At 64.7% G+C, this 16,991-nt stretch carries 16 protein-coding genes; 10 read left to right on the top strand and 6 right to left on the bottom strand.

The features are described 5' to 3' along the window. Positions 1 to 36: 36 nt before the first annotated feature. From A5766_RS05470 to A5766_RS05455, 4 genes are all read left to right on the top strand, one after another. Positions 37 to 1,005, top strand: a complete 969-nt coding sequence (locus A5766_RS05470) for a serine hydrolase (protein WP_064903720.1) — start codon at positions 37 to 39, stop codon at positions 1,003 to 1,005. Continuing rightward, on the top strand, positions 1,002 to 1,481 hold the full coding sequence (locus tag A5766_RS05465; protein WP_064863116.1) for an ArsR/SmtB family transcription factor: 480 nt from the start codon (positions 1,002 to 1,004) through the stop codon (positions 1,479 to 1,481). The genes A5766_RS05470 and A5766_RS05465 overlap by 4 nt, the downstream gene beginning before the upstream one ends. 43 nt (positions 1,482 to 1,524) lie before the next feature. Further along, positions 1,525 to 2,535, top strand: a complete 1,011-nt coding sequence (locus A5766_RS05460) for an acrylyl-CoA reductase family protein (RefSeq protein ID WP_064903718.1) — start codon at positions 1,525 to 1,527, stop codon at positions 2,533 to 2,535. 96 nt (positions 2,536 to 2,631) lie between these two features. Then, positions 2,632 to 3,876, top strand: a complete 1,245-nt coding sequence (locus tag A5766_RS05455; RefSeq protein ID WP_064903716.1) for an APC family permease — start codon at positions 2,632 to 2,634, stop codon at positions 3,874 to 3,876. Here the strand turns inward: A5766_RS05455 and A5766_RS05450 are convergent. Next, positions 3,839 to 5,197 (bottom strand): cytochrome P450, encoded by a 1,359-nt coding sequence (locus A5766_RS05450; RefSeq protein WP_064903714.1) that lies wholly within the window; start codon positions 5,195 to 5,197, stop codon positions 3,839 to 3,841. The genes A5766_RS05455 and A5766_RS05450 overlap by 38 nt on opposite strands. A 70-nt stretch (positions 5,198 to 5,267) precedes the next feature. On the opposite strand from A5766_RS05450, the gene A5766_RS05445 reads away from it, so the two are divergent. Beyond that, positions 5,268 to 5,939 (top strand): response regulator transcription factor, encoded by a 672-nt coding sequence (locus A5766_RS05445; RefSeq protein WP_064903712.1) that lies wholly within the window; start codon positions 5,268 to 5,270, stop codon positions 5,937 to 5,939. Here the strand turns inward: A5766_RS05445 and A5766_RS05440 are convergent. Continuing rightward, the gene (locus A5766_RS05440; protein ID WP_064903754.1) at positions 5,856 to 7,361 is read right to left on the bottom strand and encodes a sensor histidine kinase; all 1,506 of its coding nucleotides are present in this window, start codon (positions 7,359 to 7,361) and stop codon (positions 5,856 to 5,858) included. The two genes, A5766_RS05445 and A5766_RS05440, sit on opposite strands and share 84 nt — an antisense overlap. Before the next feature lie 134 nt (positions 7,362 to 7,495). On the opposite strand from A5766_RS05440, the gene A5766_RS05435 reads away from it, so the two are divergent. The 4 genes from A5766_RS05435 to A5766_RS05420 are packed head-to-tail and all read left to right on the top strand — an operon-like array spanning position 7,496 to position 11,881. Then, entirely contained in the window at positions 7,496 to 9,181 is a 1,686-nt protein-coding gene (locus A5766_RS05435; RefSeq protein ID WP_064903709.1) for a thiamine pyrophosphate-binding protein, read from the top strand. Further along, positions 9,178 to 9,843 (top strand): hypothetical protein, encoded by a 666-nt coding sequence (locus A5766_RS05430; protein ID WP_064903707.1) that lies wholly within the window; start codon positions 9,178 to 9,180, stop codon positions 9,841 to 9,843. Before A5766_RS05435 ends, A5766_RS05430 begins: the two co-directional genes overlap by 4 nt. Next, entirely contained in the window at positions 9,840 to 10,874 is a 1,035-nt protein-coding gene (locus A5766_RS05425; RefSeq protein ID WP_064903705.1) for a 3-oxoacyl-ACP synthase III family protein, read from the top strand. The genes A5766_RS05430 and A5766_RS05425 overlap by 4 nt, the downstream gene beginning before the upstream one ends. Further along, positions 10,874 to 11,881 carry a pyridoxal phosphate-dependent aminotransferase gene (locus tag A5766_RS05420; RefSeq protein ID WP_082965452.1) on the top strand — a complete coding sequence of 336 codons (1,008 nt, stop codon included), beginning with the start codon at positions 10,874 to 10,876 and terminating at the stop codon, positions 11,879 to 11,881. The genes A5766_RS05425 and A5766_RS05420 overlap by 1 nt, the downstream gene beginning before the upstream one ends. A 50-nt stretch (positions 11,882 to 11,931) precedes the next feature. Here the strand turns inward: A5766_RS05420 and A5766_RS05415 are convergent, their stop codons facing one another. From A5766_RS05415 to A5766_RS05405, 3 genes are all read right to left on the bottom strand, one after another. Then, the gene (locus A5766_RS05415) at positions 11,932 to 12,456 is read right to left on the bottom strand and encodes a DsbA family protein (protein ID WP_064903702.1); all 525 of its coding nucleotides are present in this window, start codon (positions 12,454 to 12,456) and stop codon (positions 11,932 to 11,934) included. Positions 12,457 to 12,466: 10 nt separating this feature from the next. After that, complete coding sequence (locus tag A5766_RS05410) at positions 12,467 to 12,964, bottom strand: redoxin domain-containing protein (RefSeq protein WP_005201795.1); 498 nt, start codon at positions 12,962 to 12,964, stop codon at positions 12,467 to 12,469. A gap of 188 nt (positions 12,965 to 13,152) precedes the next feature. After that, positions 13,153 to 14,955, bottom strand: a complete 1,803-nt coding sequence (locus A5766_RS05405; RefSeq protein WP_064903750.1) for an N-acyl-D-amino-acid deacylase family protein — start codon at positions 14,953 to 14,955, stop codon at positions 13,153 to 13,155. A gap of 80 nt (positions 14,956 to 15,035) precedes the next feature. Here A5766_RS05405 and A5766_RS05400 point away from each other — a divergent pair, with 80 nt between their 5' ends. Continuing rightward, positions 15,036 to 15,923, top strand: a complete 888-nt coding sequence (locus tag A5766_RS05400; protein WP_064903700.1) for an alpha/beta hydrolase — start codon at positions 15,036 to 15,038, stop codon at positions 15,921 to 15,923. Positions 15,924 to 15,925: 2 nt separating this feature from the next. On the opposite strand, the gene A5766_RS05395 is transcribed toward A5766_RS05400, so the two are convergent. Continuing rightward, entirely contained in the window at positions 15,926 to 16,699 is a 774-nt protein-coding gene (locus A5766_RS05395; RefSeq protein ID WP_064903698.1) for a glucose 1-dehydrogenase, read from the bottom strand. Positions 16,700 to 16,991 lie beyond the last annotated feature (292 nt).

Raw genomic sequence — 16,991 nt, 5'->3', positions numbered from 1 at the left:
TTCGTAATTACGTATTTACGAACTTGAGGAGTTTCGATGCGTTCCGCTTCCTACCTCGCACTCGTTCTTGCCGTGGCCGTGGGTCTCTTCACCCCTGCATCTGCCCAAGCCACGCCCCCTTCCGCCACCACCGTGTGTGCTCCGCCCGTCAAGCCGGATGTCACGTCCGTGCCCGGCTGGATCGGATACCTCGCTGGGCATCGCAGCAACTACGCGCTGACCGTCCGACCCCTCGACGGCGACCCGATCACACACAACGCCGACGTCCCGTTCCCCGCGGCGTCGTCGATCAAACTCATCCATCTCGCGGCGTACGCGCAGGCAGTTGCCGACGGCCGGCTCGACCCGGAGGCGCGCATCCCCATCACGGACTGGCAGCGCTGGTACCTCCCGCTCGACGGCGGCGCGCATGTTCGAGCGCTCGACTACCTCCGAATCCCATCACGAGAGGGCATCCCGCTCGACCCCTCAGCCACGGTGACCTACAGCCAACTCGCCGACGTGATGATCCGCTTCTCCGACTCCGCAGCGCCCGACCTGCTTCGCAACACATTGGGCGACAACGCTTTACGCGCCGTCATGATGCGCTACGGATTCACCGGTCCGGTACCGAGCCTCTTCGACACCTACCTCGCTATCGCCAATCCGCTCCGACCACAAACTGATTCGCATCTCGAGGCGACGCCGAACGCGCTCAACGCGCTGATGACAAGCTTTGCCGACGGCTCATTCGGCCCTGGCGCAGAGCTTGCGCGCCACCACCTCGAATACCAGGGACCGATGCCCGACGGCTCGGTGCTCGGATTCAAGGGCGGCAGTCTCCCCGGGGTGATCACCGAGGTCTTCGAGTACCGCACTCCCGACGGCAAGCTCGGGACCGGCACGCTGATGGTCCGCGGAGTCTCCCGGCGCGACGTCGAAGCCGACAAGTTCACCCATCAGAAACTGCTGCTCGCAGCCATCACCGATCGCGACATCGGACACGCGCTACGGTGCTTGGGGTGAGCAGCGATCCATCCGACGACCTCGCAGCCCGAGTCGCGCGCCTCGAAGCGGCAGTGTTCACCGCGAGCGATCACGCGGGCACCGAACAGGACTCAGCCGCCGAGGGCCGGTCGGGAATGCTCGGTTATTCGGGCAGCGTCGACCTCACCGGACCCGTCACGTGGAACATCGCCTATTCGTCTGACGCGACGCTCGATCTCGCGCCGGAGACGACCGCCAACGTGTTCGCCGCGCTCGGCCATCCCGCGCGCGTCGAGATCGTGCGCATCCTGGCACGCGGCAACGCCTCGGTCGCACATCTGCAGGAGTCGGGCGACTTCGGGACATCGGGTCAGCTCTACCACCACCTGAAGATCCTGACCGCGGCGTCGATCGTCACCAAAGTCGGTCGCAACGACTACGGGATCGCCCCGACTCATCTGGTCCCGGTGCTGATCTGTCTGCTCGCCGCAGGCGACATCGGAGGATTGCTCTGACCTACGCTGGATTTCGACGACCCACGACGATCCGAGGAGCACAATGACGCGCACCCTGCCCGATCAGTTCACCGTCCTGATGGCCCGCGAGTCCGACGGCGAAATCACCTTGGCGAGCGAGCAACTCGACGCCACCGAGCTGCCCGACGGCGAGGTGACGATCGCCGTCGACTATTCCGGCGTCAATTACAAGGACGCACTCGCTGTCACACCGCGTGGCGGCGTGGTGCGCGACTATCCCATCGTGCCGGGGATCGACCTCGCCGGCGAGGTGATCGCATCGTCGACACTCGACTTCAACCCCGGCGATCGCGTTGTGGCACATGGCGGTCCGATCGGAACCGCGCAACACGGCGGTTACGCCGCCTATGCACGAGTACCCGCCGCGCAGGTCGTACGACTCGACACACTCTCGACGCGCGAAGCGGCCGCCATCGGCACGGCGGGCTTCACCGCGGCACTCAGTGTTGTCGCACTTCTCGACCGCGGACTGACGCCCGACGACGGCCCCGTGGTGGTCACCGGGGCCAGTGGCGGTGTCGGTTCGGTGAGTGTCGATCTGCTCAGCGCACTCGGGTTCTCGGTCACCGCGTCGAGCGGAAAGTCCGACGCCGCAGCGCTATTGACCGATCTTGGCGCCACGTCGGTGGTCGGCCGTCTCGTCGACGACGACACCAAGATTCGTCCGCTCGGTAAATCGCAGTGGGCGGGCGCAGTCGATTGCGTCGGCGGCACGACGCTCGCCTACGTGTTGTCGACCATGAACCACAGCGGCTCGGTCGCCGCGAGCGGTCTCACCGGTGGTGCCGACCTGCCCACGACCGTGATGCCCTTCATCCTGCGCGGCGTGGCGCTCCTCGGAATCGACTCCGTGTTGATCGGGCCCGAGCTCCGCCGGTCGGTCTGGGCACGCCTCGAAAGCGACTTGCGCCCAGCGCATCTCGATCGACTCACCACCGAGATCGGGGTCGACGATCTCGACGGCGCGCTCGCCGAGATACAGGCGGGCAAGACGACTGGACGAACAGTGGTACGTATCAGCGCTCACAGCTGATCCCAGCGGCGCCCTGGTCTTCGTCGTCCAATAGCACGCCACCTGCCATTCACCTTCCGGTGAGAGTCTCGACCATGCTTCGACCACGATCGACCCATGACTGACCCGACGCTGCACCGCAGACTCGGCATGTCCGACGCCGTGATCATCGGCCTCGGCTCGATGCTCGGCGCCGGGATCTTCGTTGCGCTGACACCCGCAGCTGCCGCAGCCGGATCGGCGCTGCTGATCGGGCTGGTCATCGCCGCTGTTGTGGCCTACTGCAACGCGACGTCGTCGGCGCGACTTGCGGCCGTCTACCCGGTCTCCGGTGGGACGTACGTGTACGGCCGCGAGCGGCTCGGTGACTTCTGGGGATACCTCGCGGGGTGGGCGTTCGTGGTCGGCAAGACGGCGTCGTGCGCCGCAATGGCGCTGACCGTCGGGCTCTATGCCTGGCCTGCACATGCACACGTGGTGGCGGTCGCCGCTGTTGTCGCGCTCACCGCGGTGAACTACGTCGGAGTGCAGAAATCGGCGTGGCTGACACGCGCGATCGTCGCCGTGGTGCTGATGGTCCTCACCGTGGTGGTCGTGACGACGCTCGCGTCGGACGTGGGCAGCGTCGACTCACTCGGGGTCCGCTCGGACGCACGAGTCACCGGGACACTGCAGTCCGCGGGAATCCTGTTCTTCGCCTTCGCCGGCTACGCGCGCATCGCGACGCTCGGCGAGGAGGTGCGGGAGCCTGCACGCATCATTCCTCGAGCGATCCTCGTCGCGTTGGGGATCGCATTGGTCGTCTACACGACCGTCGCGGCAACTGCACTCTGGACGCTCGGCGCATCGGGACTCGCCACGGCGACAGCGCCGCTGGCCGCGATGACTCAGGCCGCAGGCGCTGGCTGGCTGACTCCTGTCGTTCGGGTCGGCGCCGCTGTCGCAGCGCTCGGCTCCCTGCTCGCGCTGATCCTCGGCGTCTCCAGAACGACGTTGGCGATGTCGCGCGAAGGACACCTGCCACGGACGTTGGCGAAGGTTCACCCGCGCTTCGGCGTGCCGCATCACGCCGAACTCGCCGTCGGTGCAGTTGTCGCCATAGTTGCCGCGACCGCAGATGTCCGTGGCGCGATCGGATTCTCGTCGTTCGGAGTCCTGCTGTACTACGCGATCGCGAACGCGTCGGCCATGACGCTTTCGCGCGTCGAGCGGCGCCCACCTCTGATCTTCTGCGTCGTCGGCCTCGTCGGCTGCGTTGTACTCGCATGCACACTTCCACGCGCCTCGGTGATCTCGGGCCTCGTGGTGATCGTCATCGGTATCGCTATCTACGCGTGTCGGATCGTTCTCGCGCGTCGGTGACCGCGGCGCTGAAGCCCACATTCGCTGTCAGAGCGACGTCGCGACGCTCGTAGTCGTCGGAGTCGACCGTCCAGTCGAGCCGTCGGGCCATGTGGTGAATCGCAGTCGCCGCCTCCAGATACGAGAAGTTCATGCCGATGCACTGGTGCGCACCGCCGCCGAAAGGCGCCCATGCCAACCGATGCCGTCGCTCCGCGTTCTCCGGCATGAATCGCTCAGGATCGAAAAAGTCTGGCCGCGGCCATATTTCGGGTATCCGGTGATTGCTCGCGCTGACCGCGATGACAAATGTGCCCTTCGGGATGAAGTGGCCACCGATCGACGTGTCCGCAATCGCCGCACGAGGGATCACCGGAACCGGCGGCCGCAGCCGCAGCGACTCCTTGAACACCGCCTGATAGACGTCGGACTGCTTCAGCGTGGCTGCTGACGGCGCTTCACCGAGGCGTTGCGCCTCGTCGACGACGCGTGCGCGCCACCGCGCGTCACGTCCCAACCGGTAAGCCATCGACGTCATCGCTATGGTTGCGGTGTCGTGAGCGGCGAACAGCATGAATCGCATGTGGTCGACGACCTGCTGGTCGGAAAGCTGCGAGCCGTCGTCGTCGCGTGCATGGCACAGCGCCGACATCAGGTCCGGCCCATCCGCGCTGCGCCGCGCGGGCAGAAGGGCACTGAAGAACTCGTCGACGACGCCGCGCGCACGATGCCCACGCGCCCACATGGTGCCGGGAAGTCGAACCCGAACCAGCGCACTGCCCGCCTCGATGAGATCGACGAACGCCGCATTCATCCGATCGGCGTCGTCGCGCGAAAGCTTTTCGCCGACAAACAGTTCCAACGCGACGTCGAGTGCCATCGCCTTGAGTTCGGTACGCATGTCGACGTCGGGTCCGCGAGTGAATCGCATCGTGGCCTCAGCGGCAAGCGAATTGAGCTGATCCTGGTAGCCGGCGAGACGGTCGGCGGTGAATGCCGCCTGCATGATTCGACGATGCTTGCGATGTTCCTCCGTATCCATCAGCAGGATTCCGCGTTCGAAGAGTGTGCCCAGCGCGAATCCGTAGACCGGCTCGTTGCGGAACGCGCGGTCGGCGTCGCGAACCAACTCGCCGAGCGCCTCGGGACCCTGCACGATGACGATGTTGCGCCCGAGCACCGTGATGAAGGCGATGTCGCCGTAGTCGGCACGCAGATTCTCTGCGAACTGCGCCGGGTCGGCTCGCAGCCGCAGTGCGGACTGCAGCGGAAGCGATCGTGGTCCACGTACCGGGAGTAGGGTCGAATTGTTGCGGGGTCGGGTCAATGTGCGGTGACGCATCGGGGTCCTTTCTGATGGCGACGCCGGAAGCCGCGGTGGGTGAGCATCGTGGAGAAGGGCGAAGACCGACGTGCGTGTGTTGGTGGTGGACGACGACGTGCGGGCGGCCGAGACCATTCGTCGTGTGTTGGTCAGCGATGGGTGGAACGTGGCGGTCCTGCACAACGGCGCGCAGGCGCTACAGCGTGCCGTTGACGAGGAATTCGACGCAGTGGTGCTCGACATCATGCTCCCCGGCCTCAACGGCTATGAGGTCGTCCGAGAGTTGCGCAGACAGTCGCAGTGGGTGCCGATCGTCATGTTGTCGGCGAAAGACGGCGAGTACGACCAGGCCGAGGCACTCGACTTCGGAGCCGACGACTACCTCGTCAAGCCGTTCTCCGTCGTCGTACTGAAGGCCCATCTACGGGCCGTCGCCAGACGCGGTCAGCGCGAGCGGCCTGCGATACTCACGGCGGGATCGCTGTGTCTCGATCCCGCCCAACACGTCGTCACGCGTCATGGGACGCCGATTGCCCTTACTCCTCGCGAGTACGCAGTGCTTGAACTGCTGTTGCGCAACCAGGGTCGGGTGATGTCGAAACAAGCCATTCTCCAATCGGTGTGGGACGAGAATTACGACGGTGATCCGAACATCGTCGAGGTCTATATCGCGTACCTACGCAAGCGCATCGACGCCCCGTTCGGGATCGCGTCCATCGAGACGGTCCGCGGCGCCGGGTACCGTCTGATCGCACTCTGAACGGCTCCCTGCTTCTCCGGGACCATCAGACGAGTGCCCTGTTGGCAGAACGAGTTCGACGGTGGCGCCGCCATGTCTGCCGTCGACAGCCGAGACCGAACCGCCATGGGCCCGCGCGATCTCGTACGCGATTGCCAAGCCGAGACCGGCTCCCGACGAGTCACGCTGACGATCGACGTCGAGTCGCGAGAACCTGTCGAAGATCACCGATCGTCGGTCGGCGGGGATGCCGGGCCCGTCATCGCTGACCGCGATGACCGCATTCGATTCATCGGAGTGCAGCGAGACCCACACCGCCGAATCGCTGTGCCTGGCGGCGTTGTCGACGAGGTTGCGCACGGCGCGTCGAATCATCTCTGCGTCGCCTGAGACTCGAAGGGGCACAATGTGTGCGGTCACCTTTGCAGCACCCATGGCACGCAGCCGTGCGACCTCCCCGACGACCACGTCGTCGAGGTCCACATCGCCGGCGGTGACTGTCAGACCCCGTTCGTCAGCGCGTGCCAGTAGGAGCAGATCTTCTGCCATGGCCTGCATCCGACGCGCCTCGGGCAGGAGGATGGTGCGGACGGTTTCCACATCGATCGGTGTCGACGTGTCGTCGGCGAGGTCGAGCAAACCCACCAATGTCGTCAGTGGACTTCGCAGTTCATGCGACGCGTCGCCGATGAAACGCAGTTGCGACTCCCGCCCGCGTTGGAGTCGCCCGAGCATGCTGTTGACGGTGACCGCGAGCGTGCGGATCTCGTCATCCGCGGTCGGCACGGGAACTCGCTGCTCCAACTCGGTGGAGGTGATTTCGTTGGCCTGCTTGGTGATACGCGAGACAGGCCGAAGCGACCGACCGACGAGCAGGTAGACCGCACCTGCTCCGAGTGCCACGATGATCGGCAGTTCGATCGCCATGAGCGTCGCGGTCGTCCACTCGCTACTCCTGATGCCGGTTGCCTTGTCGAGCGCGAGGATCGTGTACTCCCGGCCGTCGTGATAGGCCGTGCTCACCGACGCGCAGAACTCGTCGCCGTACCCGGGAACACTGATGTTGTCGGCGTAGCGTGCCGTCGATTCGTCGGGAGTGGAGTGGCTCGCCAACCGAATCGGCGAGCGAGGAGCTCCGGGCGACGCAGCCACCACCACTCCCCTGTCGTCGACGACTTGTGTGATGTCGATACCCGCGCCGGGAGTGAGATCGTCGGGATCAACTGCCGACACGCCACCACGGTTGACCGCGGTGGCGATCTGATACGCCTGACGACCCGTCGCGCGGTACATCTGCGCTGTGTTCTCGCGATGCAGCATCAACAACATGACTCCCCCACTGATAGCCAGTGCGAGGACGAGTATGACCGCTGAAACGATCGTGAGCTGCGCACGGACACCGAAACCACTGATTCGCTTGCGAAGACGTCTGGTTACGGTCACGAACTCATCCAATGCACGTTCGACCACCGATCGGGTCGCTGGTAGGTCGTGGACGTCAGTCTATTGCGTCGTCGCCAGAATCGACAGGAGCCGGTTTCAGCCAACCTTCAGGTGCCCGAGGGCACGCTGGCGTCATGACCGGTCGCCAGAATGTCGCGGAGCACGTCCTCGTGAGTGCCCAACAGCGCGGAGTCACCCACGTTTTCGGAGTGCACGGCGCGAACATCGAGGACATGTACGACGCCGCGGCACGTCTCGGCATGCCCACGGTGGTCGCCAAGCACGAGTTCGCCGCGGGAGCGATGGCCGACGGGGTGGCGCGGATGACCGACTCGCCGTCGATGGTCGTCACCACCTCCGGTGGCGGTTCGATGAATGTCGTTCCGGCACTGGCCGAATCGTACGACAGCAGGGTTCCTGTGCTTGCCGTCATCGGCGTCGCACCGACGGCGCTCACCGCCCGGGGCGCGTTCCAGGACATGCTCGACGCGCCTGACACGATCGATCTGATGGGCGTGCTGCGATCGGTGACCGGCCACGCCGAACTCGTCACGCACACAACCGAGCTCGGGCCCGCGCTCAAATCGGCGTTCGACACCCTTGATCGGGGGTTGCCCGCCGCCCTGGTGATCCCCAAAGACGTGCAATCGCAGTCGATGTGGGAAAACACGTATCAGCCACCCCACTCGCCGGGAACCGACAACGGACGTGTCGACCGCGGACGTATCGACACCGACGGACTGACCACGCTCGCGCGACACCTCGCTGACGCGGTCGCAGACGGTGCACGCATCTGCCTCTGGCTGGGCGATGAGGCCTCACGGGCGCGCGTGGGAAACACAGTGCAACGGTTGGCTTCTCGGCTGGGTGCGACGATCGTTGCGTCGCCCGGCGGAGCGGATACCACCGACACCCGCTCGGGACACGCGGGCATCACCGGCGTCATGGGGCATCCGTCTGCGCGCGAAGCACTCACGTCTGCGTCGATCTGTGTCAGTATCGGCTGCCGCATGAGCGCCACCGATCGCGGAGGTCTCGACCCGGCGCTCGATGACCTCGAGATCGTGCACATCGGGCGCCACAGCGCACGCCCGACCCGCGGCACGGCGATCGTCGGTTCGCTGCCGAATGCGCTGGCGTACCTCGACGCCGAGCTGGACCGGCTGGGAGTCGACGAGCAGAGTTTGCCCACTGTCGGGATCGAATACCTCGACACCCCAACGGTTCCCGGGTCTCTGCTCCCCCGCCTGCGAGAGATCATGGATGCGATCGCCGACGCCCTTCCCGAGAGCGCGATCTTGTTTGCCGACGCAGGCAACGTCGGCGCGGCCGCGATCCACTACCTCACGCCGGTCACCGAAGGACGGTTCACAGTCGCTCTCGGTATGGGCGGTATGGGCTACGCGATCGCGGCAGGAATCGGTGCGGCGATCGGACCGGCAGCGGACGGGAGGACGGTGATCGTCGCGGGCGACGGCGCCTTCTTCATGCACGGCATGGAGTTCCACACCGCCGTCGAGTATGAAGCGCCGGTCACTCTTGTCATCCTCAACAATGACGCGCACGGCATGTGTGTCACACGGGAGAGCCTGTACTTTCCCGACACTCCGAGCGTGAACCGTTTCAGACCAACCGACATCGCACGCGGCATGGCGGCCATGTTCTCCAACGTCGAGGTCCGCCAGCCCGGCGACCTGGGTGAACTGAGAGCCGACGCTGCCGAACTCTTTTCCGCCACAGGGCCGAACGCACTCGTCGTCGACTGCGATCCGGACGAAATACCACCGTTCCTACCGTTTCTGCAGAGAGGACTCCGATGACCATCGAGACCACACCGCTGGCCGACCTCGGCCGGCAAGCCGCCGAGCTCGACGGGTTGACCCGCATCGAGACACACCCACGACAGACCGCCACACCGATCATTCTCGACATGCTGCGGTCGGTCTATCCGCACGACAAGATCTACGGCGACTTTTGTCCGGTCCAGGGATACGTCGACGCCCCGCCTCGCGAACTCTACGAATGGCTCTCCGACACAAGGTCTCTCGAGGAGTGGACCTACAGTCTCCGCGGATTCACACCAACCGATGAGCCGGGACTGTGGCTGGCGTCGGACAGACTCGGCGACGCCACCGACATCTACACGCGAACGGTCGCGAATCCCGACGCCATGACCGTCGACTATCACTGCGCGTGGGATCAGGGCAAACACCTGTGGATGATCTACCTGATGCGCGTGGTCGACGCACAGGTCGTGCTCAATAAACCGGGTTCGGTGGTGCTGTGGACCAATTGCCGACATCCGTTCTATGAGCGAAATCCGTACCCGGAAACGGCACCGGCCGACCGGCCGGTCTGGGTCGGCGACTTCTGGGACATGTTCGCCGCAGGACACCAGCTCGAACTGAACAACCTCACCGCGATTGCCGAGTACCGCCACGCCAACAATCTGCCCCTCACCCCCGATTGGATGCGCTCATGATCAACCCGACTGCACCCGCCGTCGTCCTCGCCGACATTGCGGGATATCTGCCCGAGAATCGCGTTCCGGCATCCTATTTCAGCCAGTTCGCCGAGAACGACGACCTCGCCGACAACATCATGTTCTCGGCGCCCGCATTCCGACATCACGCGGCCGAAGGCGAGACGTCGGCCGACATGATGGTCTCTGCCGCAAGAACTCTCACGGAGAGGCATGGCGACGCCTACCTCGACGACGTCACTGTGGTCCTGACGCACAGCCAACTTCCCGAGGTACCGGTCCGCGGATGCGGTGGCGAACTCGCCGACCGTCTCGGTCTACGACCCACCACGGTCCTCGACGTCCACAACGGCGGCTGCGCCGCGTTCATCCACATGATCGATATCGCTGCTGCGCTTCTCGCAGCGGCGGGCGGTGGCAAGGCGTTATTGGGATTGGCGCAGAACAGCGCATCCCAGATCTTCACCCAGGAGCAGGTTCGCGGCAAGGCACAGGCCGCGATCCCCGGTGACGGCGCGGCAGCCGCCGTGGTGAGCCTCGACGATCCGGCAGGCTCCCCCGTCCTCGGACTTGTCACCCACTCGTACGGCGAGTACTCGGCCGACATGACATCGGTCGCAGAACCCGACCGTCGATACTGGGAAGCAGGCACCGGAGAGATCCACATCGGCTTCACCGAAGCGAAGATCACCAAGGTTCTCGCGCGCGGCAATCGCATGGTCCCCGCCGCCGCCATCGAAGTGGCAGACTCCATCGACATCCGGCCGTCCGACCTCGACTGGTTCATCACCAACCAGCCGAACCGCATCTTTCTACGCAACTGGCGCGAGGCGCTCGAACTCCCCGCCGAGCGACACCCGGACACCTTCGACGAGTGCGGAAACCTGTTCGGCGTCGGACTCCCGATCACCCTCGACACCGCGGTGTCCGACGGGCGCATCCGGCCCGGTGACGTCGTCATGATGTCGGCGTTCGCCCACGCGGGAGATTTCGCCGGAGCGGCAGCGATTCGTTGGTCGGATCGTCACTAGTGCTCGCCGACAACATGATTCGACTCGATCTCAACGAATCCGCGTATCCGCCATTGCCTGCGGTCGCCGAGGTGCTCCATGAACAGGTGCTGTCGGCGCACCGCTACCCGGAGTTCACACCGCACGGTTCCCGTCGTGTCATCGCACACCATCTGGGCGTGTCCGACGACATGGTCACCGTCGGCGCTGGAGCAACAGGAGTGATCTTCCAAGCACTGCAGGCAGCTCTCGACCAACACAGGGGCGTCGTGCCCGAGTTGGTGACCGCGACCCCGACATTCGACGGATTCCCCATCCTCGCGCAGTTGCTGCGCATGGACTTTCGCGGCGTGCCGCTCGATCGCTTCGGCGGCGTCGACCTCGACGCGCTGCGCACCTCCGTCACCGCGGCCACCGTCGCAGTGATCGTCTGCTCACCACACAACCCGACGGGTACGGTCGTCGACGAACGCGAACTACACGCGTTCCTGACTTCATTACCCGACCACGTGGCAGTCATCCTCGATCAGGCCTACATCGAGTTCAGCACTGCCGCACCAGATCTGCACCGGCTGATCGCACTGCATCCCCGCCTCGTGGTCGTCCGAACCTTCAGTAAGGCACACGGTCTCGCGGCTCTGCGGGTGGGATATGGCGTCGGTGATGAGCGGCTGATGTCGGGGATCCGCCGCTTCGAGATTCCCTTCGCGGTGAGTGCGCCGGCCCAAGCCGCGGTGCCGGTGGCACTGGCCGCGACGACCGCGCTCGCGCACCGGGTCGAGGCGATGCGCGCCGCGCGTGATCTGCTCTCGGTACAACTGCACGCGATAGGTGCGTCGACCATTGCGGGTGAGGGCAACTTCGTTTATCTACCCGGCGCGGACGGACTGGCACTCGGCTCGCTGCTCGGCACCTGTGGCGTTGCGGTGAAAACCGTTCCCGGTCACGGCGTCCGGATAACCGTCGGTGACGCCTTCAGCAACTCGCGGGTACTGGCCGCGTTGCGCGCGACGGCAGCTACTGCCTGAGCGAACTACTACCTCGAACTACTACCTGGGCGAGCAACTGCCTGGGCGTGTCAGCGTCCCGACGCGAAGATCTGCTCGAGCACGTCGGGGAGTTCGGTGAAGGGTCCGGGAAAGAACTGCTCGTTGATGAAGAAGGCGGGTGTGCCGTTGACGCCGCTGCGGAGTCCACTGTTGATCTGCCCCTGGATACGATCACCGAACTGCTGCGCACTCACCGCAGCCTCCGCTGCGGCGGCGTTCAGTCCGAGACTCGACACCAACTCGCGGGAGAAGCCGTCGCCGAGCTGATCCTGGTTCTCATACAGCGCGTCGTGCGCCTCCCAGAACTTGCCTTGGCTACCGGCGTATTCGGCGACCTCCGCGGCTGCAAGTGCCTCCGGGTGGATCTCGGGAATCGGGAAGTTGCGAAAGACGAATCGCAGCGAGTCGGGGTAGGTGCGCTGGATCTGCTTGACGATCGGATAGGCCTGCCCGCAGTAGGAACACTGATAGTCGCCGTACTCGACGAGTGTGAGAGCGGCGTCGGACGGTCCCTGAATGTAGTCGTCGGATCCCACGGGTTGGGTCAGCGGCATGGTCGGCTCCTCACGCGTTCTTGTTCTTGAGGGCTTCGAGGGCGTCGAGAACCCCGTTCACACCCGGGTTGATGGCCATCGGCGACAGGTAGCTCCACGAGATGACACCGTCTGCGTCGACGACGAACAGCGCGCGCTTGGAGCATCCGGCCTGTTCGTCGTACGCGCCGTACTCCTTCGAGACCGCACCCTTGGGGTTGTAGTCGGCAAGCAGGTCGTAGCCGAGCTTGCGCGACTCCTTGAACGCCTGATGGCTCCACGCGCTGTCGACCGAGATGCCGAGGAGTACGGCGCGGTACTCCTGCAGCAGCGGCAGCGACTGGTTGAACACGGCGAGTTCGTCACCGCACACCTGACTCCAGTCGGCGGGATAGAAGACGAGGACAACAGGATTGCCCTTGAGTTCTGAGAGGCTCAGCGACTGATCGGGCGTCGCCTTGAGGGTGAAATCGGGCGCGGTGGTACCGGCCTCAAGGATGCTGTCGGGTGCGGTGCTTGTATCGGCCATACTCCGATCGTTGCACGCGGGAGGGGGTCACCGCACTGAAAGCCTGGCGACTTCTGCGTACCGACGTCTGCCGGTGGAGATGCGACGCAAACCGCTGTCGCACCTATACGTAACAGTGACTTTCGAGGCGTAGAGCGCCGATCGGGGAGTCCTCAACGACTCCCCGACCGCACTCAGTTCGACAGCACTCAGTTCGACCGGATCAGTTCACGCTCAGCTGTCGTCGGCGGCGCGATTGTCGGCGGCGTGGTGTGCCCGGCCCGCAGGAAGCTTCCCGTGCGCGTCGTGCCCACCGACGACGCGAACTCGCCGTCGGCGAACACTGTCTGCCCACTCACCATGACGGCTCTGATCGCGTCGTCGTTTCGATTCACCATGCGCGACATCTGGCCGAACTGTTCGATCGGCGCCTCGCCGTACGCCTCGAGCTGCTCGTCGAGGTGTACGGGATCGATCACGACGAGGTCGGCGCGGTCTCCGACACGTAGGTGTCCCGCGTCGATGTCGTAGAAGTCGGCGACCTCACCGGTCAGTCGATGGATCGCGTATTCGGTACTCATGAAAGGCTTTCCGGCCTGCTCGGCGTCGCGAACATGGCGCAGCAGTCGCAGTCCGCTGTTGTAGAAGGCCATGTTGCGCAGGTGCGCGCCCGCGTCGGAGAAGCCCATCTGGACTGTTGGCCAGGTGGCGATCTTCTTGAGCATCTCCGGACGGTGATTCGAGATGGTTGTGCGCCAACGAATCTCACGTCCGTGCTCGACGACGAGGTCGAGGAAGGCGTCGACCGGATGGAGTCCGCCGCGATCAAGTCCGACCTGGCCGAACGACTTTCCGATCACCGACTCGTCGGGACACGCGACGATGTCGGCGTCGAAGAAGTCGCGGTGCCACACCCTGATGCCGAACTTCTGCTCGTAATCCTTGCGGAACCGGCGCCGGTACTCCTCATCTTGGATCAGCGCATCTCGTTCGATGTCGTCACGGAGATGCAATGCTGCTGCGCCGGAACCGAATTCCTCGAAGATCACCAGATCGATACCGTCCGCGTAGACCTCGAACGGCACCGGCAGATGCTGCCAGCGGAAGTCGCCGCCCAGCCGGTTGATGAGCGCGGTGGGCCGGTCCATCAGGATCAGCGCTTTCTCGTTCGACTTCACGTCGGCCGCGGATAGCAGTGACGTCTTGAGCACAGGGCGCCCGAAGCCGATCGACTGCACCATCTGCGACACCAGATTCAGCGGGTTCTGAATGTCGGGTCCCGACTGCAGCACGCGGCCACTGTGTCGCAGCATGCTCTTGAGTCGGCGCAGTTCTTTGGGTTTGGCGTACGTCGACGGCAACGTTCGTGAGCGACACGTCACGCCGTCGAGCTTGTCGAACTTGAGCTGCTGCGACGAGAGTCCGACGAATCCCTCGACGAGTGCGTCGCCGAGCATCTCCTCCATCCGCGCCTGCTCTGCGTGTGTGGGTCGTACGTCCGATCGTGTCGCACGATCGAGACCCATCACCGATGTCCGCATGTCCGAATGTCCAATGAACGCAGCCAGGTTCGCCCCGAGCGGCAGACTCTCCAATCGCTCGACGTACTCCTTCGGCGACGACCAGTCCTTGTGCTCGTCCACCGCGGCGATGACGTGGTCGCGCGGAATCGCTTCTACGCGCCCGAAGAGGTCGCCCGCCTCCTCGCCGTTGACGTAGACCGTCGACAGCGAGCACGATCCGATGAATACCGTTGTCACTCCGTGGCGAAGCGACTCGGTCAGTTCCGGGGTGTCGAGAACCTCGACGTCGTAGTGCGTGTGGATGTCGATCAGTCCCGGCGTCACCCACGCACCCTCGGCGTCGATGACCTGCGCGCCGTCGGTGTCGAGCGGCTCGGTACTGATCGCGGCCACACGACCGTCGCGAATACCTATGTCGCGGATCGCCGAGGGCGCCCCCGTGCCGTCGAACCACCGGCCACCTCGAACGACTGTGTCAAATGTGGACATGACCACTCCCTTCGCCGGGCTCATCGTGGCACAGATCACAGTCTGTGTAGACACTTTTCCGAAAATGTATAGTCCAGTCGATGACGATCGATGACATCGCTCCCGACCTTCGACGCACCGCGCGCTGGATTCCTCGCGGAATCGGATTGCGACACATGCCGCAAGCCGTCCTACGACTCGGCGGTGTGCCGCTGGCACGCCTGCGCGGCGTCCCGACGGTCAGTATCGCGCCGGGGGTATCGATTCGCCTGCACCGTCCGACCGGAGCACAGAACACCGGCACCGCAATGCTGTGGATCCACGGCGGTGGGTACGTGCTCGGTTCCGCCGGACAAGATGACATCTACTGCCGCGACCTCGCCGACGCCACCGGCATCACGGTGGCTGCCGTGAACTACAGGCTCGCACCGCAATTCCCCTATCCCACACCGCTCGAGGACTGCTATACCGCGCTCGCCTGGCTGGCCGAGCAGCCGTGGGTCGACAGCAATCGCATCGCGATCGGCGGCGCCAGCGCGGGCGGCGGCCTCACCGCGGCGCTCGCACTACTGGCGCGCGACCGTGGCGACATCCCGCTTGCCGCACAGGCTCTCGTGTACCCGATGCTCGACGACCGGACCGCCGCGACGCCAACGGGACGTCGATACGTGCTCTGGTCCGAGAGTGACAATAAGCGGGGGTGGGATCTGTACCTCGGAGACGCAGACAGAGGGCGGGCCGTACCCGCACGCCGCGCTGACCTCGACGGTCTCCCGCCCACCTGGCTCGGTGTCGGAACCTGCGACCTGTTCCACGACGAGACACTCGACTACGCGCGACGACTCCGTGAGGCAGGCGTCGACTGCGAGGTCGAGGTCGCCGACGGCGCCTTCCACGCATTCGATCAGCTTGTGCCGAAAGCACCCACGACGCAACGATTCAACGAGTCACTGCGGTCGTTCCTGCGTAGAGAGCTCGCCTCCGTGTGAGGTCAGCCGTCACCCTCCGACGCGTCGACGACCCCGAAGTCCTTGTGCGCCAATCCCGCAACCACACCACCGTCGACGACGAACTCCGCCCCCGTGGAGTAGCTCGACTCGTCGGAGGCAAGGTAGACAACAAGTTTCGACACCTCGGACGGCTCGGCTGCCCTGCCGAGTGCGGTCTGGAAGATGTCCTCGGGCACCCACTCGGTCATCGGTGTCTTGATCAAGCCCGGGTGCACCGAGTTGACCCGAATGCCGCTTGACCCCAACTCCAGCGCAGCCGACTTGGTGAGTCCACGCACACCGAACTTCGACGCCGTGTAGCCGTGAGTGGCAATCGTCCCCGCCAACCCCTCGATCGACGAGATGTTGACGATCGAACCGCGACCGGCCTCCTTCATCTGCGGCACAACAGCTTTGATGCCGAGAAACACCCCGGTCAGGTTCACGTCGAGAATCGTGCGCCAGTCGTCGAGCGAATAGTCCTCGAACAGGCCGAAGTTCACGATCCCGGCGTTGTTCACCAAGACATCCAGGTGCCCGAAGGTCTCGACCGTCAGCGCGACAGCGGCGTCCCAGTCATGGGGCTCTGTGACGTCGAGATGGACGTAGCGCACCGCGTCGCCCAGTTCATCCGCCAGCGCCTTGCCCTCGTCGTCGAGGATGTCACCGGCGACCACGCGCGCGCCCTCCGCGATCATCTCGCGCACATGCGCGGCACCCATGCCCCGCGCGCCGCCACTCACCAATGCAACCTTGCCCGCCAGCCGCTCGCTCATCGTCTCCCCTTCCAGACTCCGTCTCGGCAGACCATACGCCCGTCGCTTCGTTGTATGGCGTGAATTTCTCCGATCGCGCAGATTCGGCCCGCGGGGTCGAGATGTCCACAGAACGGCCAGCAGACCGACTCACAACGAAGGTTGGCACCGCGCCTTGAGTGCCACTGCTTGCGGTTTCCGCCCGTTTGTTGAGTGTGTCGTGCATACCTCATGAGACCAGTTGCGGACACGCATGCACACAAATCGAACTCTTTGGATCGACTAGTTCCGAGGATCGGTTATCGCCGTATTC

Source organism: Gordonia sp. 852002-51296_SCH5728562-b, assembly GCF_001665475.1.
GTDB lineage: Bacteria > Actinomycetota > Actinomycetes > Mycobacteriales > Mycobacteriaceae > Gordonia > Gordonia sputi.
Note: the sequence above shows the minus strand (reverse complement) of the source record. Positions and strands in the feature narration are given on the sequence as shown.

Coding starts and splice junctions, on each gene's coding strand:
- A5766_RS05470 (WP_064903720.1), top strand. CDS start 37: ATGCGTTCCGCTTCCTACCTCGCACTCGTTCTTGCCGTGGCCGTGGGT.
- A5766_RS05460 (WP_064903718.1), top strand. CDS start 1,525: ATGACGCGCACCCTGCCCGATCAGTTCACCGTCCTGATGGCCCGCGAG.
- A5766_RS05455 (WP_064903716.1), top strand. CDS start 2,632: ATGACTGACCCGACGCTGCACCGCAGACTCGGCATGTCCGACGCCGTG.
- A5766_RS05450 (WP_064903714.1), bottom strand. CDS start 5,197: ATGCGTCACCGCACATTGACCCGACCCCGCAACAATTCGACCCTACTC.
- A5766_RS05435 (WP_064903709.1), top strand. CDS start 7,496: ATGACCGGTCGCCAGAATGTCGCGGAGCACGTCCTCGTGAGTGCCCAA.
- A5766_RS05430 (WP_064903707.1), top strand. CDS start 9,178: ATGACCATCGAGACCACACCGCTGGCCGACCTCGGCCGGCAAGCCGCC.
- A5766_RS05425 (WP_064903705.1), top strand. CDS start 9,840: ATGATCAACCCGACTGCACCCGCCGTCGTCCTCGCCGACATTGCGGGA.
- A5766_RS05415 (WP_064903702.1), bottom strand. CDS start 12,456: ATGCCGCTGACCCAACCCGTGGGATCCGACGACTACATTCAGGGACCG.
- A5766_RS05410 (WP_005201795.1), bottom strand. CDS start 12,964: ATGGCCGATACAAGCACCGCACCCGACAGCATCCTTGAGGCCGGTACC.
- A5766_RS05405 (WP_064903750.1), bottom strand. CDS start 14,955: ATGTCCACATTTGACACAGTCGTTCGAGGTGGCCGGTGGTTCGACGGC.
- A5766_RS05400 (WP_064903700.1), top strand. CDS start 15,036: ATGACGATCGATGACATCGCTCCCGACCTTCGACGCACCGCGCGCTGG.
- A5766_RS05395 (WP_064903698.1), bottom strand. CDS start 16,699: ATGAGCGAGCGGCTGGCGGGCAAGGTTGCATTGGTGAGTGGCGGCGCG.